General features: G+C 68.4%; 24 protein-coding genes, 2 tRNA genes and 1 pseudogene. 8 read left to right on the top strand and 19 right to left on the bottom strand.

What is annotated here, in order from left to right:
* Positions 1-60: 60 nt before the first annotated feature.
* Together G3O06_RS25280 and G3O06_RS25275 are read right to left on the bottom strand one after the other, a co-directional pair.
* Positions 61-2,634, bottom strand: coding sequence for a DUF6600 domain-containing protein (locus G3O06_RS25280; protein WP_205817864.1), 2,574 nt, complete (start codon positions 2,632-2,634; stop codon positions 61-63).
* Between the two features lie 162 nt (positions 2,635-2,796).
* A complete protein-coding gene (locus tag G3O06_RS25275; protein ID WP_011351374.1) occupies positions 2,797-3,504 on the bottom strand; it encodes a helix-turn-helix transcriptional regulator in 708 nt (235 codons plus the stop codon).
* A 196-nt stretch (positions 3,505-3,700) separates the two neighbouring features.
* On the opposite strand from G3O06_RS25275, the gene G3O06_RS25270 reads away from it, so the two are divergent.
* Together G3O06_RS25270 and G3O06_RS25265 are read left to right on the top strand one after the other, a co-directional pair.
* Entirely contained in the window at positions 3,701-3,838 is a 138-nt protein-coding gene (locus G3O06_RS25270; RefSeq protein ID WP_174915620.1) for a hypothetical protein, read from the top strand.
* Positions 3,839-3,968: 130 nt separating this feature from the next.
* The gene (locus G3O06_RS25265; protein ID WP_031399991.1) at positions 3,969-4,481 is read left to right on the top strand and encodes an acyl-CoA thioesterase; all 513 of its coding nucleotides are present in this window, start codon (positions 3,969-3,971) and stop codon (positions 4,479-4,481) included.
* Positions 4,482-4,533: 52 nt separating this feature from the next.
* Here G3O06_RS25265 and fumC read toward each other — a convergent pair whose 3' ends face one another.
* The 3 genes from fumC to G3O06_RS25250 all read right to left on the bottom strand — a co-directional run bounded on the left by fumC (position 4,534) and on the right by G3O06_RS25250 (position 7,821).
* Entirely contained in the window at positions 4,534-5,925 is a 1,392-nt protein-coding gene (gene fumC, locus G3O06_RS25260) for a class II fumarate hydratase (protein ID WP_174915621.1), read from the bottom strand.
* Positions 5,926-6,080: 155 nt separating this feature from the next.
* Positions 6,081-7,469, bottom strand: a complete 1,389-nt coding sequence (norM, locus tag G3O06_RS25255) for a multidrug efflux MATE transporter NorM (RefSeq protein WP_205817857.1) — start codon at positions 7,467-7,469, stop codon at positions 6,081-6,083.
* Between the two features lie 133 nt (positions 7,470-7,602).
* Positions 7,603-7,821: an RNA-binding S4 domain-containing protein gene (locus tag G3O06_RS25250; protein WP_006486208.1), complete on the bottom strand. Its 219-nt coding sequence runs from the start codon at positions 7,819-7,821 to the stop codon at positions 7,603-7,605.
* A gap of 270 nt (positions 7,822-8,091) precedes the next feature.
* Between G3O06_RS25250 and G3O06_RS25245 the strand changes: the two genes are divergently transcribed.
* Positions 8,092-8,493, top strand: coding sequence for a hypothetical protein (locus G3O06_RS25245; protein ID WP_205817856.1), 402 nt, complete (start codon positions 8,092-8,094; stop codon positions 8,491-8,493).
* Between the two features lie 123 nt (positions 8,494-8,616).
* On the opposite strand, the gene G3O06_RS25240 is transcribed toward G3O06_RS25245, so the two are convergent.
* From G3O06_RS25240 to fdxA, 8 genes are all read right to left on the bottom strand, one after another.
* Entirely contained in the window at positions 8,617-9,399 is a 783-nt protein-coding gene (locus G3O06_RS25240) for a DUF4088 family protein (protein ID WP_174970282.1), read from the bottom strand.
* Between the two features lie 161 nt (positions 9,400-9,560).
* Positions 9,561-9,899, bottom strand: coding sequence for an AzlD domain-containing protein (locus tag G3O06_RS25235; RefSeq protein ID WP_205817855.1), 339 nt, complete (start codon positions 9,897-9,899; stop codon positions 9,561-9,563).
* Complete coding sequence (locus G3O06_RS25230; protein ID WP_205817854.1) at positions 9,896-10,663, bottom strand: AzlC family ABC transporter permease; 768 nt, start codon at positions 10,661-10,663, stop codon at positions 9,896-9,898. Before G3O06_RS25230 ends, G3O06_RS25235 begins: the two co-directional genes overlap by 4 nt.
* Positions 10,664-10,784: 121 nt before the next feature.
* Complete coding sequence (locus tag G3O06_RS25225) at positions 10,785-11,699, bottom strand: AraC family transcriptional regulator (protein ID WP_205817853.1); 915 nt, start codon at positions 11,697-11,699, stop codon at positions 10,785-10,787.
* A 62-nt stretch (positions 11,700-11,761) separates the two neighbouring features.
* Complete coding sequence (locus tag G3O06_RS25220; RefSeq protein ID WP_174915628.1) at positions 11,762-12,247, bottom strand: CreA family protein; 486 nt, start codon at positions 12,245-12,247, stop codon at positions 11,762-11,764.
* Positions 12,248-12,359: 112 nt separating this feature from the next.
* Positions 12,360-12,435: transfer RNA gene (locus G3O06_RS25215), tRNA-Asn, on the bottom strand.
* A 75-nt stretch (positions 12,436-12,510) separates the two neighbouring features.
* Positions 12,511-12,586: transfer RNA gene (locus tag G3O06_RS25210), tRNA-Asn, on the bottom strand.
* Between the two features lie 102 nt (positions 12,587-12,688).
* Positions 12,689-13,012, bottom strand: a complete 324-nt coding sequence (gene fdxA / locus G3O06_RS25205) for a ferredoxin FdxA (protein ID WP_174915629.1) — start codon at positions 13,010-13,012, stop codon at positions 12,689-12,691.
* A gap of 322 nt (positions 13,013-13,334) precedes the next feature.
* Between fdxA and pncB the strand changes: the two genes are divergently transcribed.
* The 5 genes from pncB (at position 13,335) to rmuC (ending at position 19,305) form a co-directional block, all read left to right on the top strand.
* Positions 13,335-14,534 (top strand): nicotinate phosphoribosyltransferase, encoded by a 1,200-nt coding sequence (gene pncB / locus G3O06_RS25200; RefSeq protein ID WP_174915630.1) that lies wholly within the window; start codon positions 13,335-13,337, stop codon positions 14,532-14,534.
* Between the two features lie 88 nt (positions 14,535-14,622).
* Positions 14,623-15,285: a lactate utilization protein C gene (locus tag G3O06_RS25195; RefSeq protein ID WP_205817852.1), complete on the top strand. Its 663-nt coding sequence runs from the start codon at positions 14,623-14,625 to the stop codon at positions 15,283-15,285.
* 43 nt (positions 15,286-15,328) lie between these two features.
* Complete coding sequence (locus G3O06_RS25190) at positions 15,329-16,759, top strand: sodium:proton antiporter (RefSeq protein WP_205817851.1); 1,431 nt, start codon at positions 15,329-15,331, stop codon at positions 16,757-16,759.
* A gap of 81 nt (positions 16,760-16,840) precedes the next feature.
* Positions 16,841-17,830 carry a D-glycerate dehydrogenase gene (locus tag G3O06_RS25185; RefSeq protein ID WP_205817850.1) on the top strand — a complete coding sequence of 330 codons (990 nt, stop codon included), beginning with the start codon at positions 16,841-16,843 and terminating at the stop codon, positions 17,828-17,830.
* Entirely contained in the window at positions 17,827-19,305 is a 1,479-nt protein-coding gene (gene rmuC, locus G3O06_RS25180; protein ID WP_205817849.1) for a DNA recombination protein RmuC, read from the top strand. Before G3O06_RS25185 ends, rmuC begins: the two co-directional genes overlap by 4 nt.
* A gap of 90 nt (positions 19,306-19,395) precedes the next feature.
* Here the strand turns inward: rmuC and G3O06_RS25175 are convergent, their stop codons facing one another.
* From G3O06_RS25175 to G3O06_RS25150, 6 genes and pseudogenes are all read right to left on the bottom strand, one after another.
* Positions 19,396-19,881, bottom strand: a complete 486-nt coding sequence (locus tag G3O06_RS25175; RefSeq protein WP_174982994.1) for a GNAT family N-acetyltransferase — start codon at positions 19,879-19,881, stop codon at positions 19,396-19,398.
* The gene (locus tag G3O06_RS25170) at positions 19,878-20,153 is read right to left on the bottom strand and encodes a hypothetical protein (protein WP_006476519.1); all 276 of its coding nucleotides are present in this window, start codon (positions 20,151-20,153) and stop codon (positions 19,878-19,880) included. The genes G3O06_RS25175 and G3O06_RS25170 overlap by 4 nt, the downstream gene beginning before the upstream one ends.
* Positions 20,154-20,192: 39 nt before the next feature.
* The gene (gene glp, locus G3O06_RS25165) at positions 20,193-21,491 is read right to left on the bottom strand and encodes a gephyrin-like molybdotransferase Glp (RefSeq protein ID WP_205817848.1); all 1,299 of its coding nucleotides are present in this window, start codon (positions 21,489-21,491) and stop codon (positions 20,193-20,195) included.
* Positions 21,492-21,596: 105 nt separating this feature from the next.
* The gene (gene mobA, locus G3O06_RS25160) at positions 21,597-22,214 is read right to left on the bottom strand and encodes a molybdenum cofactor guanylyltransferase MobA (RefSeq protein ID WP_205817847.1); all 618 of its coding nucleotides are present in this window, start codon (positions 22,212-22,214) and stop codon (positions 21,597-21,599) included.
* Positions 22,215-22,242: 28 nt separating this feature from the next.
* Positions 22,243-23,355: a GTP 3',8-cyclase MoaA gene (moaA, locus tag G3O06_RS25155; RefSeq protein WP_174915638.1), complete on the bottom strand. Its 1,113-nt coding sequence runs from the start codon at positions 23,353-23,355 to the stop codon at positions 22,243-22,245.
* 131 nt (positions 23,356-23,486) lie between these two features.
* A pseudogene (locus G3O06_RS25150) lies at positions 23,487-24,410 on the bottom strand (ribonuclease E/G); the annotation flags it as partial.
* Between the last annotated feature and the right edge of the window lie 129 nt (positions 24,411-24,539).

Genomic DNA, 24,539 nt, shown 5'->3' with positions numbered 1-24,539 from the left:
CAGGAAAAAGGCCCGACCGGCTGATACCGGTCGGGCCTTTTTGTTTCACGTTTGCGGCACTTACTGGCGATGCCGCTCTTCGTGACCGCCTTGCGGCGGCGGGTTGCTCGGGTGCGGCGCCGGTTGCGGCCGCGGTTCCATGTGCGGTGCAGGCATCGACGGGCGCGGCTCCATGCGTGGCGCCGGTTGCGGTCTCGACTCCATACGCGGCGCGGGTTGCGGCCGTGGATCCATGCGCGGCGCCTGCGGTTGCGGGCGTGGCATGTCATGCACGGCGGGGGCCGGCGGACGGTACTCGTTCACATGTGGCGGAGCGACTTCGCGGTGTGGCGACGGTTGCGCGAATTCGGGGCGCGGTTGCGGCGCAGGAACTGCCCGTTCCGGTTGGGGTTGCCCATGCTGGGTCGGCGTCGGGAAATCGGGGCGCGGACGCGGCTGCGGAATCTGCGCCGTGTTGTCGAGCCGCGGTTGCGGCAGTGCACGCGGCGCTTCGTTCCGGCCGCCGGGCTGCGCGCCCTGCGGAGTCGGCATGCCGTCCGGATGCGGGACCGCTGCACTGCGCACCGGCGGCAGCGCATTCTGTCCTGCGGCATGCAGCGCGGTCGGCGGAGCAGGGCGTTGACGTTCCATCGGCGTGTGCGGCTGCATCCACGCGGGCGACGGCGCCTCGGCTGCGCGTGCATTGCCGATGCCCGACGGACTGTTGGTCGCGACCGGCGGATGCGGGACGCCGTTGCCGGGCCCGACGGCCTGATGCGGCATCGGGTTGCCGGCTGCCTGCGGCATACCGCCGTTGGCGAAACGCGGTGCGTTGGGGTTTTCGCCGTTCGCCGGCCGCGCGACATTCGGCATGCCCGGCATCGGTGCCCCCGGCATCGGTGCCTCCGGCCGCCCGGCCTGCACGGCGGCCGGCTGGCCTTCGCGAGGCGCACGAGCCGGCTGCACGACGGGGCCGTGCGGATTCACGAGCTGCACGTTGTGCATCGCCCAAGCGCCGCCGCCCGGCTTGCCCGGAACGCGGACCGGGCGAGCCGTATAGTCGGCCGGCACGTTGGTCTTCACGACGGGCGCGCCGGCACCCGGCACGCGCCCGCCTTGCTGTGCGAGGTGGGCCGCGGCGTGGTCGCGATACGCGGCCGGCACGGCGGGATTGCGCGTTGCGACGTACGGGTGTTGCGCGATCGCCGCCGGCGGCCGGTAGGTCGCATTGCGCAGCCCGCCCGTGAAGCTCTGGCGCACCGGCGCAATGCCCGGCGTACCCGGCGTGACGTGCGCATTGCGCCATTGCTGCGGATCGACATGCTGCGAGAAGTGCGCGACAGGCTGGCCGTGCACGAACGCGGAGGCCGGCACGGCCGTGATCGCGTGCGGCGCGCGGAAGTTCACGTACGTCTTGTTGATGTTGGTGATATTGGTGATGTTCGTCACGTTCACGGTCTTGTTCACGTTGACGTTGTTCACCACGATGTTGCGGTTCACGCGGTCGTAGTAGTGCGGGCTCCAGCCGCCCCAGCCCGGATGCCACGGTTCGCCCGGGCCGAGCGCGAACCACGCGCAGCCGGCGGCGGCGACGCCGCCTACCGTGAGCGCGACGCTCCAGTCGGGACCGCCACCACCGCCCACGAACGCGACGAGCGCCGGCGCATAGGCCGGCGGCTGGCTGACGACCAGCGGGCCCGGTACCCAGGCCCAGCTATCGTCCACGTACGCCCAGCGGCCGTAGTGATACGGCGCGAAACCCCATGGCGCGTCGTCGACCCACGTCCAGCCCCACGGGGCCTGCCAGATCCAGTGGCCGTCGTGATACGGCGCCCAGTCGGCCGGCGTGTCGTTCGGCACCCAGACCTGACCGTAATTCGGGGTTTCGCGCCACGTGCCGTTCGCGTCGAGATCCTGGTAGCCGGGAATGTCGCGGGACACATAGCGGGCCGACACCGAGCGCGCCTCGGCCGCGTCGCGGCTGGCGGCCCACTGGTCGAGCGCATCGGGCCCCGGGGAGGCGGATTGCTGCGCGACCTGCAGGTCGGTGCCCGTGAACACGACCTGCTGCCCGGGCGACAGCGGGTACTGCCCGTTGCTCCCGTAGACGGTCGCACTGCCGCTGCGCATCGTGACCGTCGTGCTCGCTCCGTTCGGCGCGACGTCGACGCGATAGTCGCCGGGGCCCGTGATGCCGAGCGCGAGGTTGGGCGTGTCGATTTCGTACGATCCGCCGGCCGGCAGATCGCGCACGTGCGTCGACACGGTGCCGAGCCCCACTTTCAGCTGGGTCGTCGTGTCGTCGAGGTTCAGCACCGACAGGCTGGTCGACTCGCCGATCCGCACCGCGGTCGACCCGACGTGCAGTTCCGAGCGCGCACCGGCGTCGTTCCAGAGCTGGTCGCCGGTCGTCAGCGGCCGGTTCACGGCGGCATACGACCACGTATCGGTGCCGGCCGGTTCGGTCGTCACGGCGCCCGACAGGTAATTGAGCCGCGCGACACGGCTGGGCGGATCGCCGCCCGGTTGCCGTGCCGCGGCCGCATAGGGCGGGGCACCGGCCGATTGCGCGAATGCGGGGGGCAGTGCCGCAAGCGCGACGAACGCGAGCAGCGTGCAGCGGGCGGTTCGCTTGAGCGTGAACAGGGTGGCCATGATGAGCGTCTTCGTCATTATCGCGGCGCGTCGATTCGTGCCGTTGAGTTCACAATATCCGCTCGGCCTGTTTCAATGCTCTGTGTTTTGTAAGTCGATTGGCATGCGATGTAACAAAACCTGTCGATCGCGCGTCGTTGTCGTGCAGACGCAATGCAGGCGTCAAGCGGACGTAAGCCACCCGTCGAAAACCTGCTGTCCGGGCACGGTGACGCGCAGCACGCGCGGCCGTGCGGAGCGCTCGATCCAGCCGTGCGCGCAGAAGCTCTCGAGCAGCGCCGCACCGAGTGCGCCGCCGAGATGCGAGCGCCGCTCGCTCCAGTCGAGGCAGCCGCACGCGAAGCGGCGCCGGCGCGTGCGCTGCTGCGCGACGTCGATACCCCATTGTGCGAGCGCCTGGGTGCCGAGTTCGGTGGTCTCGATCGCATCGCCGTCGGCAAGCAGCCAGCCGCGCGCGGTGAGCCCGTCGAAGATGCGCACCGCAAGTTCGCCGGCCATGTGGTCGTAGCAGGTGCGCGCATAGCGCAGTTCGGCCGGGACCGTGCGGGACGGCGCCGGAACCGGGCGATGCGGTGCGGCCGCGCGGGCGACGTTCGCGAGTGCCTCGAGCGATGCCGCAATGTCGGCCGATGCGATCCGGTAGTAGCGGTGCCGGCCGCGCACGTCGAGCGCGAGCAGGCCGCCTTCGGTCAAGCGCGCGAGGTGGGCGCTTGCGGCGGACGGCGACAACCCCGCGATCATCGTCAGTTCGCCAGCCGGCCGTGCACTGCCGTCCATCAGCACCCACAGCATCGCGGCGCGCCCGGGGTCGGCAATCAGCGAGCCGATGCGGCTCAGGCCCGGAAAGTGGTGGTCGTCTTGGTCGGTCATCGTCGTGTCTCGTCAGGCGGGATGATCCTCAGTGTAGTGGGCGCGCGCATTCGATGTTTCGCTTTTGGCTGAAATGTCGGATGCAGTGGCGCGGGCGCCGTCGATGCGGCGGAACCGGGCTGCGGCCGCTTGCGGCGCGCGCGTAGAATGGCCGAAAGCGGCAGCAGCGGGCTGCCGCACGTGACACGATGCAACGATGAAGACGATTTTCTGTTTGCTGGCGGCTGCGCTCGTCTGCGCGGCCTGTGCGCAGGGCGGTGGCGCGACTGGTGAGCGCGGCGGCAGCCTCGAGATGTACGGAACGATCGATCAGGGCATCACGGTGCGCCGCTGACCGGTGCCGGCCGCGTGTGAGCCGGGCACGGCCCCGGCAGCCGCGCCACACGGGGCGCCCCGCGACGCGTTGCCGCAGTGCAACGTATAATGGCCCGATTACAGCGCCCCTGCCGCCTGGAGCCAACAAGATGTCCCAATCGTCCCCCGTACCGGCGGCCCTCGACCGCACCGAAACCGTATTCCGCTTCCTCGCCGAGCCGTCCTCCGTGAATTTCGGTGGAAAGGTGCATGGCGGCGCGCTGATGAAGTGGATCGACGAGGTCGCGTATGCGTGCGCGGCCGTCTGGTCGAGCCGCTATTGCGTGACGGTCAGCGTCGGCAACATCCGCTTCCAGCGTCCGATTCTGGTCGGCAATCTGGTCGAGTTGAAGGCGCGCGTCGTTGCGACGGGCCGCACCAGCATGCACATCCATGTGTCCGTGCATGCCGGCGACCCGAAGGGCGGCGTGCTGCGCCAGACGACCGATTGCCTCGTCGTGTTCGTCGCGGTCGACGAGAACGGCAACCCGGTGCCGGTGCCGCCGTTCGTGCCCGAGACGGACGAGCAGAAGGTGCTCGCGAAATATGCGGCCGACGTGCGGGCCGCGCTCGACAAGATCGTCGAGATGAAACCGGAAGAGGTCGCGAAGGGCGCGGTCTGACCGCTGCGGGCGCCGCGCATCGCGCCGCGCCCGGTTTCTGCCGTTACTGCCGTTACTGCCCGATCATCTGCTCGGGGCGCACCCACGCATCGAATTCCGCCTCGGTCAGGTAACCGAGCGCGAGCGCGGCCGCCTTCAGCGTCGTGCCTTCCTTGTGCGCCTTCTTCGCGATCTGCGCCGACTTGTCGTAGCCGATGTGCGGATTGAGCGCCGTCACGAGCATCAGCGATTCGTTCAGCAGCAGGTCGATCCGCGAACGGTTCGGCTCGATGCCCACCGCGCAGTGGTCGTTGAAGCTCTGCGCGCCGTCGGCGAGCAGCCGCACCGATTGCAGCACGTTGTGCGCGATCATCGGCCGGAACACGTTCAGCTCGAAATTGCCGCTCGCGCCACCGACGTTGACCGCGACGTCGTTGCCGAACACCTGGCAGCACAGCATCGTCACGGCTTCCGACTGCGTCGGGTTCACCTTGCCCGGCATGATCGAGCTGCCCGGCTCGTTTTCGGGAATCGACAGCTCGCCGAGCCCGCAGCGCGGCCCGCTCGCGAGCCAGCGGACGTCGTTCGCGATCTTCATCAGGCCGGCCGCGACCGTCTTCAGCGCGCCGTGCGCGAACACCAGCGCATCCGCGGCCGCCATCACCTCGAACTTGCTCGGTGCCGTCACGAACGGCAGCTTCGCGAGCCGGCCGATTTCATCGGCGACGCGCACCGCGAACTCCGGATGCGCGTTCAGCCCCGTGCCGACCGCGGTGCCGCCGAGCGCGAGTTCGTACAGGTGCGGTAGCGCCGATTCGACGTGACGGATGCCCTGGTCGAGCTGCGCGACGTAGCCGGAAAACTCCTGGCCGAGCGTGAGCGGCGTCGCGTCCTGCAGGTGCGTGCGGCCGATCTTCACGATATCGGCGAACGCCTTCGACTTCGCGTCGAGCGTCGTGCGCAGCGTGCGCAGCGCCGGCAGCAGGTGGTTGACGATCGCGTACGCGGCCGCGACGTGCATCGCGGTCGGGAACACGTCGTTCGACGACTGGCCGCGGTTCACGTCGTCGTTCGGATGAACCTTGCGCGCTTCGCCGCGCTCGCCGCCCATCAGTTCGCTCGCGCGATTCGCGATCACCTCGTTGAGGTTCATGTTGGTCTGCGTGCCGGAGCCCGTTTGCCACACGGCGAGCGGGAATTCGCGCGGATGCTTGCCGGCGATGATCTCGTCGGCCGCGTCGATGATCGCGCGCGCCTTGTCGTCGGCCAGCACGCCGAGCGACTGGTTCACGGCCGCTGCGGCGCGCTTGACGATCGCAAGCGCGTGGATCAGCTCGGGCGACTGCTTCTCGGTCGAGATCCGGAAATTCTGCAGCGAGCGCTCGGTCTGTGCGCCCCAGAGCCGGTCGGCCGGCACGGCGATCTCGCCGAACGTATCGCGTTCCATCCGAACTGCTTCGTTCATGATCCACTCCTCCAGGAAAGGGGAAAGGCCGCGCGTCGTCGCGCGGCATCAGACGTAATCAGACGTATCGTGAGGCAGTCGCGCCGCTCGCGCGGCGTCTTGAGATCTTCAACCGACAAGCATAGCGCCGGCTCGGATTTCGCGTCGTGTCGCGCTCAGTGCAGCGACGTCACGAGCGACCCGCTCTTCAGATGAAAGCGCCACGCCATCAGCACGGCCACGCTTGCGAGGCCGGCGGCGAGGCCCCACCAGAGGCCTCGGGCACCGAGCCCCACGTGGAACGCGAACCAGTAGCCGGTCGGAAAGCCGATGCCCCAGTAGCCGAGGGTCGCCGCGAGCATCGGGATGCGCGTGTCCTTCAGGCCGCGCAGCGCACCCGACGCGACGGTCTGCGCGCCGTCGACGATCTGGAACACCGCGGCGATGCCGAGTAGCGACGCGGCGAGCGAGACGGTGGCCGCGTTGGCCGGATCGTCGAGGTTCAGGTACAGACCGACGATCGCATGCGGCGCGACGACCAGCACGAGGCCCGACAGCGTCATGAACGCGACACCGAGGCCGAGTGCGACGAAGCCCGCATGCCGCGCGGCGACGGGCGCCCCTGCGCCGACCCAGTAACCGACCCGCACGTTGGCGGCCTGGCCGATCGCGAGCGGCACCATGAACGCCACCGACGCGACGTTCAGCGCGATCTGGTGCGCGGCCAGCGACGTCGCGCCGAGCACGCCGATCGTCAGGCCGGTCGCGAGGAACAGCGTCGACTCGACCCCGTACGTGATCGCGACGGGCCAGCCGATGCCGATCAGTTCGCCCATCATCGGCAGCTTCGGGCGCGCGGCGGTGACGAAGTGACGGAAGCGCTGCCGGCCGTGCAGCAGCCAGATCAGTGCGAGCGCGGTGAGCCAGATCGTGATCGTCGTCGCGACGGCTGAACCGAGGAAGCCGAGGCGCGGCAACCCGAACGCGCCGTGGATCAGCCCGTAGTTCAGCACGCCGTTGACGCCGACGCCGCCGATCGACACCCACAACAGCCGGCGTGCCGCGCCGATCGCCGGCAGGAACGCGCGCATCAGCCCGACGCCGATCAGGCTGCCGAGCGCCGCGAAGCGCAGGATGCCGGTGTATTCGCCGACGTGATGCGCGAGCAATGGCGGCTCGTGGAACATCAGCAGGATCGGTTCGGACAGCGACAGCGCGATGATGGCCGGAATCGCGAGCAGCACGGACAGCGCGAACCCGGTCCAGTAGATGTGCGGTACGCGTTCGTCGGCCTTGGCGCCGCGCGCATGCGCGACGCTGACGCTGACCGACGACAGCACGCCTTGCAGGATGGTGACGATGACGAAGAAGAAGTTCGCGCCGAGTCCGCCCGCGGCGAGCGAATCGGGGCCGAGCGAGCCGAGCAGTACCGTATCGGTGACGCTCATCGCCATCTGAGAGAGCTGCGCGATCGCGAGCGGCGCGGCGAGGCGCGCGGTATCGGCGGCGTGACTGGACAGGGACGGCGGCGCGGCGGCCGTCCGCGTAAGACCGGAATGCGACATGGAATGGGCGCTCGCGCGGGTGCGGGCCCGCGCTATATGTATTTATTTTGAGAGACGGCTAGCTTACGGCTTTATTCGAACCGTGTCGAACGCGCGCGCCGATGGCCATGTCGCAGGCAGGGGGAACAGATCCCTAGGCTTCGCGCACGGCAATGCGCGTGTCGCCGAGCAGGACGACCTGGCCCGCGCGGATCTTGCAGGTCTTGCGCAGTTCGACCGCGCCGTCGACTTTCACCGCGCCGGACGCGACGATCAGCTTCGCGGTGCCGCCGCTGTCCGCGAGGCCGGTGATCTTGAGAAGGTTGTGCAGCTCGACGTATTCGCCGGTCAGCGTGAAATCCAGGTTGGGCATGACGAAGAAGGGGCGCAATGCGCGGGAGGAATCGCCTCGCATCATACGGCACCGCGGGCCGGCGCGCGAGCGCGGCCGGCCGCTGCATGCAGTTGTTAGGGAGTGTGAGCCATTCGTCAGCAAATGAAACGGTGGGTAACAGTCTGAGAGATTCGAGAACCGGCCGTGCGGGCCGCGGGTTTTTTGTCGTACCTGCCGCGTGTTGTGGCGGGGGACGCACCGGACTGCATCGCTGCGGTTCGGGCGCACAACTTCCTGAGGAGAATTGCCATGTCCAAGATTCGTACGATGCTGATCGGTGCCGCGCTGACGGCGTTCGCCACTTCGGCCGCATTTGCCCAGACGGGCACGGCGGTGCAGGGTGCAGCCGGTGCCGGCGTACAGGCGCAGACGCCGGCGGCGGGTGCCGGTGCAGGCATGCAGGGCAGTGCGGGCGCGAACGCGTCGGGCAATGCAGTCGGCGGTGCAACCGATGCAGTCGGCGCGGCAGCCGATGGCGCGAAGGATACGGCGTCGTCGGCCGTCCACTCGGCCAAGAAGCACACGAAGCATGCCGCGAAGTCGGCCAAGGGCCATGTCGGCTCGGCCAAGGCGAAGGCCGGCGAAGCGACCGAAGGCGGCGCGTCGGTCGGCGCGGAGGGCAGTGCATCGGCCCAGGGTGCCACGCAGTAAACGGTGCCTGGTGCCGCGCGACGCTCGTCCCGGACGGTGCGTCGCGACGGTGGCCATCCGACGGCCCGGTTCGCATTGCGCGAACCGGGCCATATTCATCTGTCGATGCGCATCAGCGTGCCGTTACGGCCGGCGCTGTCCTTGCCCTTGTCCCTGGCCCTGCGCCGGCCGCGCGGCAGCCGGGGTGAATACGCTACGCAGCCATGCGGCGAGCCGGGCGAAGACGTCGTACGGTTCCTCGACGAAGATCTCCGGTTTCAGCAGCCGCAGGTATTCCATGATCTGCTGCGCTTCCTGCTTCTGGAACGAGCCGTGCGCGAGCCCGAGCCGCAGCAGCCCGCGCAGTTCGCCGAGCTTGTCGCGCGCGGTGCTGCCGACGCTCATCTCGCACGCGAGCTTGGCTTCGTAGACCCGTTGTCGCAGCGATTCCGCGAGCCGCCATGCAGGCGTCTGCATCAGTTCCTCGAGCGTCTGGATGTCTTGCGCGGCCCCTTTGATCTGCGAGGCGAGCGGGTCGATCAGCGACGGGTCGCCCTGTGCTTCGGCGACGATCGCTTTCGCCCAGTCGCGGCAAGCCTTCGCGAGCTCATCGGGGGTCCATTCGGAGCGCGATGCGAAGCCGAAACCGAATTCGCCGGCCTGTCGCATCAGGATCGCGACGACGTCCGGAAATTCCTTGTCGAGCGTGCGTTTTGCCCACGCGTACTGGCCGCCCTGCAGCATCCGCTGCACCGCGTGCTCGGTCAGCGGCACCATGTTGTCGAGCAGTTTGGCGCGCAGGAAATCCTCGAACGACGGCGTCGCGAACTGCGGGTCGAGTTTCAGCGACACGCGGACGAACGCGTCGTAGTCCTTGCGCAGGGACTCTAGCGTGTCGTCCTTGAGGGAAAGGGTGATCTGGCCCATGAATCGTCTCGATGGCGGCCCGCGCAAGCCGACGGCCGGCACGGCGCACCGGGGCGGGCGCAGCGTCGACTGACCGGTGCGCGCCGAGGCCGGTGGCGGGTCTTCATCCCCTTTATCGGCGTGCCGGGCGGAAACTTGAGCGCGCGCGACCGAGCGTGTGCTCAGGCGGGCAGCCAGTGAGGCAGCACGACCCCTTGCCAGAAAAAGAACACCGCGAGCCCCGCCGCGATCGTCACGAGCGGGCGGCGGGTTGCCGCCGACACGAACACGGCCGCCAGCGCACCGACGAGCTGCGGATTGCGCCAGGTCAGCTCGGCCGTGCCGCCATGCGGCGAGACGGTCATCGGCACGATGATCGCGGTCAGCACGGTGACGGGCACGAAGCCGAGTGCGGTCCGCACGAGCGGCGGGAAGGTCAGCCGTTCGCCGAACAGGAACAGCGTCGAGCGGATCGCGTACGTGATGACGGCCATCCCGAGAATCAGCAGCGCGTAGTTCACGATGCGGCCTCCGTGCGCGAGCCGGCACGTGTGCGTTCGTGCAGCAGCGTGAGCGCGACGCCGATCGCCACGCCGACGGCGACCGCGCCGAGCAGCCCGAGCTTGTACGGCCAGCCCTGCCAGAAGTACGCCAGCGTGCCGGCCGTCACGGCCGCCGCGAAATAGCGCAGCGTGCCGAGCTGCGGGACGACGATCGCAATGAAGGTCGCCGCCATCGCGAAATCGAGGCCGAGCGACTGCAGGCCCGGGAACGCCGCGCCGAAGCCGATGCCGGCGAGCGTCCAGACCTGCCAGTTCAGGTACATCGCGAGCCCGGAGCCGAAGAAGTAGTGGGGGCCGATCGCGCCGGGCGGGAAATGCCGGTAGTGCGCATAGGCGACCGCGAACACCTCGTCGGTCATCAGCGCGCCGAGCGTCGCGCGCCAGCGCAGCGGCAGGTGCGCGACATAGGGCGCGAGCGTTGCGCTGTACAGCAGGTGACGCAGGTTCACGATCAGCGTGGTCGCGAGCACGACGACGAAGCTCGCGCTGCCCGCGATCAGGCCGAGCGCGATGAACTGCGCGGAGCCCGCGAACACGGCGAGCGACATCAGCGCACCATGCCACGCGGCGAGCGGGCCGCCGCCAACGAGCGTGCCAAAAATCACGCCGAACGGGGCGGCGCCAATCATCATCGGAATCGTGTCGCGCGCGCCGTCGAGCCATTCGTTCAATGGGCGGCGAGCGGGCGATGCGGGTGTCGGGTTCAAAGGGCGTTCCTCCATGAACTGGAGGATAGCGGGCAGGTGGTGTGCCGGCTTGTATGTTCTTGCGCTCGCGGGGTGGGGGGGGCTTTCCCGCGCGCCGGTGCCGATGGCAGTGCGGTGGTGGGCCGGACGCTACGCGTCAGCTTGCCTGCCAGCGCCCGGGCGGCACGCCGAACATGCGCTTGAAATGCCGTGTGAAGTGGCTTTGGTCGACGAAGCCGCTGGCCGCCGCGACGTCGGCGACGGGTACGCCCGCGCGCAGCGGCGCCAGCGCGCGCTGCAGGCGCAACTGGTTGCGCCAGGCATGCGGCGGCATGCCGGTCGTGCGGGTGAACAGGCGCGCCGCGTGGAACGGCGACAGGCCGGCCGCCTGAGCGACTTCGTCGAGTGTCACCGCGCACATGAGATCGGCGGCGAGCCGCTCGCGCATCGCGTCGACACGCGGTTCGTCCGCCGCGAGCGGTGCCGGTCGCGGCAGTGCGTCGGCATGGCGCACGATCAGCGTCGACAACGCATCGAGCATTGCCGTTTCGGCAGCGAGCGGATCGTAGATGCGCGGTACGCCGGCCGCCGGATCGCCGGCCGCCGGATCGGCAGCCGGCTGCCCGTGTGCCTGCGACGGCAGTGCGCGCTCGCTGCCGGCCTCCATCATCCGGTGCGCCAGCGTGAGCCGGGCTGCAAGATCGGCGTCGTGAATCACGTCGGGCGCAAACCACGGCGCGTCCTGCTGGCGGCCGGTGATCGCACGGGTGAGTTCGCGGATGAATTCGACCGGCATGTAGCTGACGCGATAGCACCAGCCCTCGTCGGCTGCGCGCGAACCCGTATGCACCTCGCCGGGATTGATCACGGGCACGGAGCCGGTTTCGGCGACGTAGCCGCTGCCGCGATAGGTGAAGCGTTCCGCGCCTTCGAGAATCACGGGGATCGTGTACGCGTCGTGCCAGTGGGGCGCGAACGTGTGGTCGCGATAGGTGGCCGTGACGAGATCCGCATCCGGCAGCAGCGGCGTGCGCCAGTAGCGTGCGGAGTCGGGAAGGCGGGTGGCGGACATGATCGGGCGCGGGAGCGGTCGAATCGACAGTGTATCGCTCGCGCGCCCGGCAGGCGCGGGCTTTACTTGACCGGAATCGTCGTGCCGGCCGGCATCGGCACCGCGGTGACGGCGTTTTTCGGGCTGCCGCTGACGATGCGGTCGCTGTAGGTCAGGTAGACGATCGTGTTGCGCTTGGCGTCGACCACGCGCACGACGTGCAGGGTCTTGAAGATGAACGACATGCGCTCGCTGAACACGTCGGTCTGTTGCTTGAGCGGCTCCTTGAAGCTGATCGGGCCGACCTGCCGGCATGCAATCGACGCTTCGCTGGGATCCTCGGCGACGCCGAGCGTGCCCTTGATCCCGCCGGTGCGGGCGCGCGACACGTAGCAGGTCACGCCGTTTACAACCGGATCGTCATACGCCTCGACGACCACGCGATCGGAGCCCGTGACGCGGAAATGGGTGTTGACGCTGCCGACTTCCTCCGCGTGCGCGAGCGGTGCCGCGGCGAATGCGGAAAGCAGGAGGGCGAAGGGGGCTGAGCGGAGGATGCGGTGCTTCATCGACGGAACCGGATGCGAATGCGGGACAGAGACTCTAGCATGCGCGCGACCGGGCGATGAAAGGCGGGCCGGAAAAACAAAAGGCCCGTCGAATGACGGGCCTTTCGCTATTTGGCTCCCCGACCTGGGCTCGAACCAGGGACCTACGGATTAACAGTCCGGCGCTCTACCGACTGAGCTATCGGGGAATAAATCGGTACATCTGCATGCTTGTTTGTCTACCAGCAAAAAGCCCGTCCACTTTCAACGGGCCTTTGCGTTTTTGGCTCCCCGACCTGGGCTCGAACCAGGGACCTACGGATTAACAGTCCGGCGCTCTACCGACTGAGCTATCGGGGAACAAACAACAACAGCAGAGAAACGAGATTATATGGGGCGTTGATCAGGTCGTCAACACTTTTGAGCCGCGGCGCACAAAAATTTTTTGCGGCCGCCGCGCGATCAGCGTTCGAGCAGGTGCAGCTTTTCCTGCACGTCCTTCCACTCGTCCGCGTCGGCCGGTGCCGGCTTGGTCTTCGTGATCGACGGCCAGTCCTTCGCCAGCTCGGCGTTCAGCGCGGTGAACTGCTGCTGGTCGCCCGGAACGTCTTCTTCGGCATAGATCGCATTGGTCGGGCACTCGGCGACGCACACTGCGCAGTCGATGCACTCGTCCGGATCGATGGCGAGAAAGTTGGGACCTTCACGGAAGCAATCCACCGGGCACACATCCACGCAGTCCGTGTATTTGCACTTGATGCAGCCTTCGGTCACAACGTGAGTCATTAAAACGCTCCTGCTTGGCGGTATATATGGGGTGGCGTTTGCGCCAAAACCGGCATTGTAACTGAAGCGCAAAACCCGCATGGCGTGGTCGGCTATCCGGCTTATATCGTTTCGTGATTAGTTTATGGGGCCCCGCCCAGGGGGCAGGCGAAGGGACGCACCAGCGGGGGCGCGTGTACCGTGTGCCGGCAGGGCGGTGCGACCGGAGCAGGGCGGCGGGCGGTTTCACGATGGTCGGGCCCGCATTCGGGTAACATGGCCGACAGACCGGGCGGCGCGCGGTGCGCCGAGGCCCTGTCACGATATTGGCGGTGCCGTAATCATGATCATCACTTCGCTGCTCGACACGGATCTCTACAAGTTCACGATGATGCAGGTTGTCCTGCATCACTTCCCCGCTGCAAGCGTCGAATACCGGTTCCGGTGCCGCACGCCCGGCGTCGATCTCGTGCCGTACATCGACGAGATCCGCGACGAGGTGCGCGGCCTGTGCGCGCTGCGTTTTTCCGACGTCGAACTCGACTACCTGCGGCGGATGCGCTTCATCAAGAGCGATTTCGTCGATTTCCTCGCGCTGTTCCACCTGAACGAGAAGTACATCTCGATCACGCCGTCGCCGAAGGGCAACGGTGAAATCGACATCGAGATCACGGGGCCGTGGCTGCACACGATCCTGTTCGAGATCCCGGTGCTCGCGATCGTCAACGAAGTGTATTTCCGCAACACGCAGCGCGAGCCCGACTATCGCGAAGGCCGCGAGCGGCTGTGCGAGAAGATCAAGCTGCTCGGTGCGAAGCCCGAGTTCGCCGACTGCAAGATCGCCGACTACGGTACGCGCCGGCGCTTCTCGAAGGTCTGGCACGAGGAAGTCGCGCTCACGCTGCGCGACGGCCTCGGCCCGCAGTTCGCGGGCACGAGCAACGTGCTTTACGCGATGAAGCACGGCATCACGCCGCTCGGCACGATGGCGCACGAGTACCTGCAGGCATGCCAGGCGCTCGGCCCGCGGCTGCGCGATTCGCAGACCTACGGCTTCGAGATGTGGGCGAAGGAATACCGCGGCGATCTCGGGATCGCGTTGTCGGACGTCTACGGGATGGACGCATTCCTGAACGACTTCGACATGTACTTCTGCAAGCTGTTCGACGGTGCGCGCCACGATTCGGGCGATCCGTTCGAATGGGGCGAGCGGATGATCCGCCATTACGAGTCGAACCGTTGCGACCCGCGTACCAAGGTGCTCGTGTTCTCGGACGCGCTCGACATCCCGAAGGTCATGCAGTTGTACGAACGGTTCCGCGGCCGCAGCAAGCTCGCGTTCGGTGTCGGCACGAACCTTACCAACGATCTTGGCTATGTGCCGTTGCAGATCGTGATCAAGATGGTCCGCTGCAACGGCCAGCCGGTCGCGAAGCTGTCGGATTCGCCGGGCAAGAGCATGTGCGACGACAAGGCGTATCTCGCGTACCTGCGCCAGGTGTTCGGCATCGCGCAGCCGGTCGAGGAAGACGCGTCGAAGTAGGCGTCGGCCGAACGGCCAAAACTGCGTGGCGGCGAGGTCGGCCGGTATAATCCGACGGTATCGCCCGCCAACGTCACGAGGACCGTTCATGGACACTTCCGCTGCCCGTCGCCAGATCCTCGCGCGCATTCGCGCGGCGCAGGGGCGTGTGGCCGAACCCGATGCGGCCGAGCGCGACGGCGTTACCGATTATCTCGCGCGTCATCCGGAGGGCCCGCGCCCGCCGGCGCCGGCCGATCTCGTCGCTGCATTTGTCGACGAAGCGGTACGCCTGTCGACGACGGTCGACGAAGTTGCGACGCTGGCCGAGGTACCGGCCGCCGCGGCCCGCTACCTTTCTGCTCACGGCCTGCCGACGCAGGCCGTCGCGTGGCGCACGCTTGCCGATTTCGACTGGGCGGGCGCAGGCTTGTCGGTCGAATGCCGCAAGCCGCGCGACGGCGATCTGGTCGGCCTCACGGGCTGTTTTTGCGCGACTGCCGAAACGGGCTCGCTGGTGCTGTTGTCCGGCCCCGACGCCTATGCGTCGGCCGGTCTGCTGCCGGAAACACACATCGCGATCGTTCCCGCGTCGCGGATCGTCGCCGGTCATGAAGACGCGTTTGCACTGATCCGCTCGGAGCGCGGCGAATTGCCGCGCGCGGTCAATTTCGTGTCGGGCCCGTCGCGCACGGGCGATATCGAGCAGACCATCGTACTGGGCGCGCACGGCCCGTACCGCGTTCACGTGATCGTCGTACGGGGCGCATGACGCGCCCGCCGCATCCACTACCACTCGAACAAGGAAGTTCTGCATGAAACGACATGCCGCCTGGGCGGGCATGGCGTCGGGGATCGCGCTTGGCGCCGTTCCCGCGCTTGCATCGGCCGCAACGCTCGACGGTGCCACGCTGTCTGCCCTCTGGGGTATCCCGTTCGCCGGGATCCTGCTGTCCATCGCATTGTTCCCGCTCGTCGCCCCCGTGTTCTGGCATCACCACTTCGGCAAGATTGCGGCCGGGTGGGCAATCGTGTTCCTGATCCCGTTCGGGGTCGCGTTCGGCGCGGGCACCGCGTTCGGCACGCTCGTGCATGCGCTGCTCGAGGAATACATTCCGTTCATCGTGCTGCTCACCGCGCTCTATACGGTCGCGGGCGGCATCTGCGTGAACGGCAACCTGCACGGCACGCCGAAGCTGAACACCGCGATCCTCGCGCTCGGCACGCTGCTCGCGAGCGTGATGGGCACGACGGGCGCCGCGATGCTGCTGATCCGGCCGCTGCTGCGCGCGAACGACAACCGCAAGCATGTCGTGCATGTCGTGATCTTCTTCATCTTCCTCGTCGCGAACGCGGGCGGCTCGCTGTCGCCGCTCGGCGATCCGCCGCTGTTCCTCGGTTTCCTGAATGGCGTGAGCTTCTTCTGGACGACCACACACCTCGCGCTGCCGATGCTGTTCATCTGCGCGGTGCTGCTGACGCTGTTCTTCGTGCTCGATACGTACTTCTACCGGAAGGGCGGCGAGGAGCGGCCGGCCGTGCTCGACCCGACGCCCGACAGCGCCCGGCTGTCGATCGACGGCAAGATCAATTTCGTGCTGCTCGCGGCCGTGATCGGCCTGGTGCTGATGAGCGGCATCTGGAAGCCGGGCATCACGTTCGACGTATGGGGCACACACGTCGCATTGCAGAACCTCGTGCGCGACGTCGCACTCGTGGGCGTGACGCTCGCGTCGCTCGCACTGACGCCGCGCTCCGCGCGCGAGGGCAACGCGTTCAACTGGGCGCCGATCGAGGAAGTCGCGAAGCTGTTCGCGGGGATCTTCGTGACGATTGCGCCGGTGATCGTGATTTTGCGCGCCGGTGCCGACGGTGCGTTCGCACAGATCATCCATCTCGTCACGGGGCCGGACGGCAAGCCGATCGACGCGATGTACTTCTGGGCGACCGGCATCCTGTCGTCGTTCCTCGACAACGCGCCGACCTATCTCGTGTTCTTCAACCTCGCAGGCGGCGATGCGCAGTCGCTGATGACGACCGGCGCATCGACGCTCGCCGCGATTTCCGCGGGCGCGGTGTTCATGGGCGCGAACAGCTATATCGGCAACGCGCCGAACTTCATGGTGAAGGCGATCGCCGAATCGCGCGGCGTGAAGATGCCGAGCTTCTTCGCGTATCTCGGCTGGGCGCTGGTCGTGCTGATACCGGTATTCCTGCTGACGTCGTGGATCTTCTTCACGGCGTAAGCTGACGATTTTCAACCTAGAGCGGGCGGTCACGGCGGCGCACGGCGCGCTGCGATCCGTCCGCGGCATGCGGAGATGGCGATGCAGAAGATCCTGGTCGCGCGTCCGATCTTTCCGGACGTGATCGAGCGGCTCAAGCAGTATTTCGAGGTCGACTGGAACAACGGCGACGCACTCGCTCCCGACGCGCTCGCCGCGCGTCTGGCCGACAAGGACGGCGCGCTGACGGCCGGTGATCCGGTCGGCGCGGCGGCGCTCGCGGCGGCGCCGCGCCTGCGCGCCGTGGCGAACATGGCGGTCGGCTACAACAATTTCGATATGGCCGCGTTCAACGCGGCGAACGTGCTCGGCACCAACACGCCCGACGTGCTGAACGAGTCGACCGCCGATTTCGGCTGGGCGCTGATGATGGCCGCAGCACGCCGGATCGCCGAATCCGAACACTGGCTGCGGGCCGGCCACTGGCAGAAGTGGGCGTACGACGGCTTCCTCGGCAGCGACATTTACGGTTCGACGCTCGGCGTCATCGGGATGGGGCGCATCGGCCAGGCGCTTGCGCGCCGCGCGCGCGGCTTCGGGATGCAGGTGATCTATCACAACCGGTCGCGGGTCGCGCCCGAGATCGAGGCCGAGCTGAATGCCGAATACGTGTCGAAGGATGCGCTGCTCGCGCGTGCCGATCACGTCGTGCTCGTGCTGCCGTACACGAAGGAGAACCATCACACGATCGGCGCTGCCGAGCTCGCGAAGATGAAGCCCACCGCGACGCTGACCAACATTGCGCGCGGCGGGATCGTCGACGACGCGGCGCTGGCCGTCGCGCTGCGCGACGGCACGATCGCCGCCGCCGGCCTTGACGTGTACGAAGGCGAGCCGACGGTCCATCCGGCGCTGCTCGAGGTGCCGAACGTCGTGCTGACGCCGCATATCGCGAGCGCGACCGAAAAAACGCGCCGCGCGATGGCGAACCTCGCCGTCGACAACCTGATCGCCGCGTTGGGCGAGGGGCCGCGCGCGGGTCAGCCGCCGAATCCGATCAACCCTGACGTGATCGGGAAGCCGCGCGCATGACGATGACGTTGTTGCTTGCGGCGGTCGTCGTGCTGGCCGTCGCGCTTGCGGTGGCGATCGTCGCGCTCGTGCGTGGCGGTGGCCGCCACGACGATGCGGCGGTACTGGGCGACCAGATCGAGGACGCCGCGCATGCGCAGGCGCGCGCGGTCGAGCGGCTCGAACGCGAATTGCGCGGCGAGATCGTCGAGAACGCGCGCGGGTCGCGCACCGAGCTGGCCAGCAGTTTCGCGCAGCTTCAGCAGACGCTCGCCGCGCAACTGACGAGCGTGGCGACCGTGCAGAACAACCAGATCGAGGGTTTCGCACAGCAGCTCGGCAAGCTCGTCGCCGGCAATGCGCAGCAGTTCGACGCGATGCGCGAGAGCGTGCAGCGCCAGGCGCAGCAGGCGCGCGAGGAGCAGACGGGCGCGCTCAGGCTGTTCGGCGACACGCTGAACCGGCAGCTCACGCAACTGACCGAGGCGAACGACCGCCGGATCGGCGAGGTGCGCGCGACGCTCGAACAGCGGTTGAAGGAAATCGAGACGAACAACGCGGCGAAGCTCGAGGAGATGCGCCGCACCGTCGACGAGAAGCTGCACGCGACGCTCGAGCATCGGCTCGGCGAATCGTTCAAGCTCGTGTCGGACCGGCTCGAGCAGGTGCATCGCGGGCTCGGCGAGATGCAGACGCTCGCGGCGGGCGTCGGCGACTTGAAGAAAGTGCTGACCAACGTGAAGACGCGCGGCACCTGGGGCGAAGTGCAGCTCGAGGCGCTGCTCGAGCAGATGCTGACGCCCGAGCAGTACGCGAAGAACGTCGCGACGGTGCCGAAGAGCAGCGAGCGCGTCGAGTTCGCGATCCGGCTGCCGGGGCGCGAGGCAGGCACGCGTGACGCGCCGCCCGTGTGGTTGCCGATCGACGCGAAATTCCCGCGCGAGGACTACGAGCGGTTGATCGATGCGCAGGAGCGTGCCGATGCGGTGGCGGTCGAGGAAGCGGCCCGCGCGCTCGAAGCGCGTGTGCGGCTGGAGGCGCGCACGATTGCCGAGAAGTACGTCGCGCCGCCGCATACGACCGATTTCGCGCTGCTGTTCCTGCCGACCGAAGGGCTCTATGCGGAGATTCTGCGTCGCCCGGGGCTGACCGACCTGCTGCAGCGCGACTATCGCGTGACGGTCGCCGGCCCGACGACGCTCACCGCACTGTTGAACAGCCTGCAAATGGGCTTCCGCACGCTCGCGATCGAGCAACGGTCGAGCGAGGTGTGGCAGGTGCTCGGCGCGGTGAAGACGGAGTTCGGCAAGTTCGGCGACGTACTTGCGCGCACGAAGTCGCAGCTCGAAACGGTCACGCGCTCGATCGAGGCGGCCGAGCAGCGCACGCGTGTGATGAACCGCAAGCTGAAGCAGGTCGAGGCGTTGCCGGGCGACACGGCGGCCGGGCTGCTCGGCGCGGAAGGTACCGAAGGTGCCGACGCGGACGACGCATGATGCACATGGCCGACATCGGCCGGAAAGCAAAAACGGGCGCCGCGGCGCCCGTTTTCTTTCGCAGTGCCTGCCGGTGTGGCCGGCCCGCGGTCAATGCCCGGCGAGCGTGTCCAGCGCGTCACCCGTGACGCGAACGATGCGCCAGTCGGGCAGCACGGTCGCGCCCATCTTTTCGTAGAAATCGATCGCAGGCTGGTTCCAGTCGAGAACCGACCATTCGAAGCGAGCGCAACGGCGTTCGACGGCCAATGCCGCGAGGTGGCGCAGCATCGCGGTGCCGAGGCCCGTGCCGCGCTGCGACGGCTGCACGTACAGATCCTCGAGATAGAGGCCGCGACGGCCGAGGAACGTCGAATAATTGTGGAAGAACAGCGCATACGCGACGATCGCGCCGTCGTGTTCGGCCACGCGCGCCTCGGCGGCAGGCTGCTCGCCGAACAGCGCGTCGGCGAGATCGGCCTCGGTCGCGACGAACAGGTGCGTCAGCTTCTCGAACTCGGCCAGCTCGCGCATCAGCGCGAGGATCGCGCCGACGTCGCGTGCCTCTGCCGCGCGGATCAGCGGCGTGCCGCTCACGCTTCCTCCGGCGGATCGGACAGCACGATCTCGATGCCGCCGAAGCGCGATGCGACCCAGTTGTACGCATGGCATGCGATCCACAGCAGCACGAAGCCGAGGATTGCGTTCAGCAGCAGCGCGCTCAGGATCGTGCTCAGTTCGACCATCCCGTAGCGGATGTACGCGACGAGAATGCCGAGCAGCACGATCGGCACGCTGAACGTCAGGTAGACGAGGATCAGCGCCTTGGCGGTCTGTCCCGCGGCGATCGACGAAATTTGTTTCTTCATGTGCGGATTGCCCCCGTAGAGATATACCGATAGTGGAATTCAGATCAGGCCGTCGAGCGGCAGGATGTCGACCGGGGTGCCCGCGTCGACTGCCGCGGTATCGTGGCCCAGGACGATGAAACAGTTGGCGGCCGAGAGGCCGCTCAGCGACGCGGAACTCTGCGAGCCGGCCGGTGCGACGTGCCAGCGGCCGTCGGCGGCGCGCGTCGCGATGCCGCGCAGGTAATCGGTGCGGCCCGGGCGCGTCTTCAGCGCTTGCGTGCTGAGTGCCGTATGCATCGCCGGCGGCTGGGCCTGCGCGCCGGCCAGCGTCAGCAGCGCGGGGCGCACGATCGCGTAGAACGTCACGGCAGACGCGACCGGATTGCCGGGCAGCCCGAAGAACAGCGTGTGACCGGCGCCATCGGCCGTGCGTGCGAGCGTGCCGCACGCGAGTGGCCGGCCGGGACGTAGCGCGAGGCTGGCGAACGTCACGTCACCGAGCTGCGCCATGACGTCGCGGGTGAAGTCGGCTTCGCCGACCGATACGCCGCCGGACGTGATGACGGCGTCGGCCTGCGCGGCGACGGCGTCGCGCAATGCGGCTTCGAGCGCGGCCGGGTCGTCGCGGACGATCCCGAGATCGACCGCGTCGACATGCAGCCTTTCGAGCATCGCGATCAGCATCCCGCGATTGCTGTCGTACAGTGCGCCGGGGCCGAGCGGCTCGCCGGGCTCGCGCAGTTCGTCGCCGGTGGAGAACACGGCGACGCGCACGCGCCGGCGTACCGTGACCTCGGGGAAACCGAACGACGCGAGCAGGCCGAGATCGGACGGTCGCAGGATGCGGCCCGCGGCGAGTGCACAGGCGCCGCGCGCGAGATCTTCGCCGGCCTTGCGGCAGTTCGCGCCGCGCGCGACGTCGTGCGCGGCGAAGTGGATCGTGTCGCCGTCGACGCGCACGCGTTCCTGCGGAATCACCGTGTCGCAGCCGGCCGGCATCGGCGCGCCCGTCATGATGCGCACGCATGAACCGGCCGCCACGGCGCCGTCGAACGGATGACCGGCGAGCGCGGTGCCGGCGACCGTCAGCGCGACATCCACTGGCGGCGACGCGTGCGTGCCGGCGCTGCCATTGAACGCATAGCCGTCCATCGCCGAGTTGTCGTACGCGGGAATGTCGAACGGCGCGTTCACGTCGGCCGCGAGCACGCGGTCGAGCGCGTCGCGCAGCTTCACCGTGTCACACGCGTCGACGGGTACCGCGAAGCGGCACGCGAGCGCCTGCGCGTCGGCGAGCGACAGCGGGGCATCGGAATCGGGTGCGGTTCGGGAGGCGGGCGAGGATTGCGTGATCATCAGTCGGACTGCGCCGCAAGGCGTATCGGGTTCGTGGCCGGTGGCGCGAGGAGGGTGCCTGGGCGCGGGTTTCGCGTGCGGCGGGCGGGAACCGCACGGGTGCCGTCAGCGGCGGGCCAGCGCGGCGAGTTCCTGCCAGGAGTTGGCATTGTAAAACGCACGCTCGTCGTGAAACTCGACTTCGACCGTCTTGTGGCGTGCGTACCACGCACGCACCTTGCGGTCGCCGGCCGCGAGCCGGGTGGCGAGATCGTCGGCCAGCGACGTGCGCAGCAGCGCGAACGTCGGCTGCGGCGAGCGCGCCTGTTGTGCGTCGACGGTCACCGCCATCGCGATGTCGGCCTGCTGCGCGTCGAGCGCCGCCTGCAGCCGTGCGACGAGGTCGGCGGGCAGATAGGGCGTGTCGCATGGCGAGCACGCGACGAGCGGCGCGCGCGCCGCCCGCATGCCGGCGAGCAGGCCCGCGAGCGGGCCGGGGAAGTCGGGCGTTTCGTCCGCGACGATGCGCGCGTCGAACGGCGCACCGAGTTCGGCATAGCGATCGGCATGGCGATTCGCGCTGATCAGCGTCTCGTCGACCTGCGGCGAGAGCCGGCGCAGCACGTGCAGCGCGAGCGGCGTGCCGTCGAGCAACTGCAGGCCCTTGTCGACGCCGTCCATGCGCGTGGCGCGCCCGCCTGCGAGCAGCAGGCCGGCGATCGAGGGGGAGGTGGAAGCGGGCATCGTGAGAAGGCGGGAAGGGCGGCGTGCGTCAGCCGCCGATATACGACATCTCGACCCGCTTGCCGGCGCCGTCGGGCAGGGCCTCGGCAGACGCGCTGCCGCGCAGTTGCGAATAACGGTCGGTGCGGGCCTGCCAGATGCGGGCGATCGCGGTCGCGATCTCGGCGTCGCTCGCGCCGCCGCGCACGAGCGCGCGCAGGTCGTGGCCCGTCGACGCGAACAGGCACAGGTACAGCTTGCCTTCGGTCGACAGCCGTGCGCGCGTGCAGTCGCCGCAGAAGGCCTGCGTGACGCTCGAAATCACGCCGATCTCGCCGCTGCCGTCCGCATAGCCCCAGCGCTGTGCGGTTTCGGCCGCCGTGTGCGGCTCGAGCGGCACGAGCGGGAAGTGTTCGGCGAGCCGTGCGATGACGTCCGCCGACGGCAGCACCTCGGTCATGTTCCAGCCGTTCGACGTGCCGACGTCCATGTATTCGATGAAGCGCAGGATCACGCCGGTGCCGCGGAAGCGCTCGGCCATCGGCAGGATCTCGCTGTCGTTGGTGCCGCGCTTCACGACCATGTTGACCTTGACCGGCGCGAGGCCCACGGCCTGGGCGGCGAAGATGCCGTCGAGCACGTCGGCGCTCGCGAACTCGGCATCGTTCATGCGCTTGAACAACGTATCGTCGAGCGCGTCGAGGCTGACCGTCACGCGCGTGAGCCCGGCGTCCTTCAGCGCGCGCGCCTTGCGCGCGAGCAGTGAACCGTTGGTCGTGAGCGTCAGGTCGAGCGGGCGGCCGTCATGCGTGGTCAGGCGGGCGAGGCGCTCGATCAGGAATTCGAGATTCTTGCGCAGCAGCGGCTCACCGCCCGTGATGCGGATTTTCTCGACGCCGTGTGCGACAAAGAGTCGCGCCACGCGTTCGATCTCCTCGTGCGTGAGCAGTGCGCTGTGCGGCAGGAACGGGTAGTCCTTGTCGAAGACGGCGCGCGGCATGCAGTACACGCAGCGAAAGTTGCAGCGATCCGTCACCGAAATGCGCAGGTCGCGCAGCGGCCTGGCGAACGTGTCGGCCAGCGTGCCGTCCGGGGCATGCGCGACGCCGGAGACGTCCGGCATCCCGCTGACGTCGGCGAGAGGAATGATGCGTCGGGACATGTTGAAAGAAGTGCGAACCAGATCTCTATTTTAGCCGCAAGCGGCGGGCGGGTCCGGTGGGCGGAAACCCGCAGCGCGGACGTGAAAAAGCCCGCCGGAGGCGGGCTTTTCCTGGTCGGACGATGCGTCGATCAGTGATGCGTCGTTTCGACCTGCTGCATCGGGGCCGTATCGACCGGCGGCAGCGCCTTGCGTTCGCGCGGCACGCGAGCCGGGCGCGAGAGGTGCGACGCGGCTTCCTGTGCAGCGGCGAACTTGCCGGCGTCCGTGTTCACCCAGACGAGGCCGGCCTGCTCCAGCACGACATCCAGGCTCGCCGAAGCGGGCGCGGCTGCCGGTTGGGCGGGAGCCGGTGCCGGCGCGGCGACGGCCTCGACCGGCGCTGCTTCGACATGGGCCGGCTCGGCAGCCACCGGAGCGGCTTCGGTCGCCACGGCCGGTGCGGCTTGCTCGACGGGCGCCGGCTGCGGCGTCTCGACAGCGGCAGGCGCTGCCGGCACTTCGAACGCGTCGGTCGGCGAAACCGCGACCGGAGCCGGACCGGCTTCCGTATCGACGGCCGGTGCGACCGGTGCCGGTTCTGCTGCCTGGGCGACAACGGCTGCTTCGACCGGCGCTGCTTCGACGTATACCGGTGCCGGCTGCGGCTCGACAGCGGCCGGTGCTGCCGGTTCGGCATGGCGCTCGACCACGGCTTCGGCGACGACGGCGCTTGCCGCGGCGGCTGCCACGACGACTGCCGGTGCGGCCGTGTGGGCCGGTTCGGCAGCAGCCGGTGCTTCCGACGTCACCGCTTGCACGGTGGCTTCGCCCTCTGCGCCTTGCTCGGCGTGGTCGACGACTGCGCCGTCTTCCTCGCGCTCGCGACGACCGCCACGGCGGCCGCGACGGCGACGGCGGCGTTCCTCGCCATCACGCGCGACGGCTTCCGCGTCGGCTGCCAGCTCGGCGCCGGGCAGTGCTTCTGCGAGTGCCTCGTCGGTTTCCGGTTCCGGATGCGTTTCGCCACGGGTGACGGTTTCGAGCGTAGCCGCATGCTGGGTCGGCTTGCGGCGCTACGGCGACGGCGGCGTTCCTCGCCATCACGCGCGACGGCTTCCGCGTCGGCTGCCAGCTCGGCGCCGGGCAGTGCTTCTGCGAGTGCCTCGTCGGTTTCCGGTTCCGGATGCGTTTCGCCACGGGTG

The sequence above is a fragment of the Burkholderia sp. Ac-20345 genome (assembly GCF_017104825.1).
Classification (GTDB): domain Bacteria; phylum Pseudomonadota; class Gammaproteobacteria; order Burkholderiales; family Burkholderiaceae; genus Burkholderia; species Burkholderia lata_B.
The sequence above is the reverse complement of the archived record's forward strand: the minus strand, read 5'-3'. Positions and strand labels throughout refer to the sequence as shown.

What these genes read in the sequence shown, in the direction of transcription:
- norM (WP_205817857.1), bottom strand. Translation starts at nt 7,469, where the DNA reads ATGTCGCATTCCGGTCTTACGCGGACGGCCGCCGCGCCGCCGTCCCTG.
- G3O06_RS25225 (WP_205817853.1), bottom strand. Translation starts at nt 11,699, where the DNA reads ATGTCCGCCACCCGCCTTCCCGACTCCGCACGCTACTGGCGCACGCCG.
- G3O06_RS25250 (WP_006486208.1), bottom strand. Translation starts at nt 7,821, where the DNA reads ATGCCCAACCTGGATTTCACGCTGACCGGCGAATACGTCGAGCTGCAC.
- G3O06_RS25240 (WP_174970282.1), bottom strand. Translation starts at nt 9,399, where the DNA reads ATGGGCCAGATCACCCTTTCCCTCAAGGACGACACGCTAGAGTCCCTG.
- G3O06_RS25195 (WP_205817852.1), top strand. Translation starts at nt 14,623, where the DNA reads ATGGACACTTCCGCTGCCCGTCGCCAGATCCTCGCGCGCATTCGCGCG.
- G3O06_RS25270 (WP_174915620.1), top strand. Translation starts at nt 3,701, where the DNA reads ATGAAGACGATTTTCTGTTTGCTGGCGGCTGCGCTCGTCTGCGCGGCC.
- glp (WP_205817848.1), bottom strand. Translation starts at nt 21,491, where the DNA reads ATGATCACGCAATCCTCGCCCGCCTCCCGAACCGCACCCGATTCCGAT.
- G3O06_RS25265 (WP_031399991.1), top strand. Translation starts at nt 3,969, where the DNA reads ATGTCCCAATCGTCCCCCGTACCGGCGGCCCTCGACCGCACCGAAACC.
- G3O06_RS25220 (WP_174915628.1), bottom strand. Translation starts at nt 12,247, where the DNA reads ATGAAGCACCGCATCCTCCGCTCAGCCCCCTTCGCCCTCCTGCTTTCC.
- G3O06_RS25280 (WP_205817864.1), bottom strand. Translation starts at nt 2,634, where the DNA reads ATGGCCACCCTGTTCACGCTCAAGCGAACCGCCCGCTGCACGCTGCTC.
- fumC (WP_174915621.1), bottom strand. Translation starts at nt 5,925, where the DNA reads ATGAACGAAGCAGTTCGGATGGAACGCGATACGTTCGGCGAGATCGCC.
- pncB (WP_174915630.1), top strand. Translation starts at nt 13,335, where the DNA reads ATGATCATCACTTCGCTGCTCGACACGGATCTCTACAAGTTCACGATG.
- mobA (WP_205817847.1), bottom strand. Translation starts at nt 22,214, where the DNA reads ATGCCCGCTTCCACCTCCCCCTCGATCGCCGGCCTGCTGCTCGCAGGC.
- G3O06_RS25170 (WP_006476519.1), bottom strand. Translation starts at nt 20,153, where the DNA reads ATGAAGAAACAAATTTCGTCGATCGCCGCGGGACAGACCGCCAAGGCG.
- G3O06_RS25230 (WP_205817854.1), bottom strand. Translation starts at nt 10,663, where the DNA reads ATGGAGGAACGCCCTTTGAACCCGACACCCGCATCGCCCGCTCGCCGC.
- G3O06_RS25245 (WP_205817856.1), top strand. Translation starts at nt 8,092, where the DNA reads ATGTCCAAGATTCGTACGATGCTGATCGGTGCCGCGCTGACGGCGTTC.
- fdxA (WP_174915629.1), bottom strand. Translation starts at nt 13,012, where the DNA reads ATGACTCACGTTGTGACCGAAGGCTGCATCAAGTGCAAATACACGGAC.
- G3O06_RS25190 (WP_205817851.1), top strand. Translation starts at nt 15,329, where the DNA reads ATGAAACGACATGCCGCCTGGGCGGGCATGGCGTCGGGGATCGCGCTT.
- G3O06_RS25275 (WP_011351374.1), bottom strand. Translation starts at nt 3,504, where the DNA reads ATGACCGACCAAGACGACCACCACTTTCCGGGCCTGAGCCGCATCGGC.
- G3O06_RS25185 (WP_205817850.1), top strand. Translation starts at nt 16,841, where the DNA reads ATGCAGAAGATCCTGGTCGCGCGTCCGATCTTTCCGGACGTGATCGAG.
- moaA (WP_174915638.1), bottom strand. Translation starts at nt 23,355, where the DNA reads ATGTCCCGACGCATCATTCCTCTCGCCGACGTCAGCGGGATGCCGGAC.
- rmuC (WP_205817849.1), top strand. Translation starts at nt 17,827, where the DNA reads ATGACGATGACGTTGTTGCTTGCGGCGGTCGTCGTGCTGGCCGTCGCG.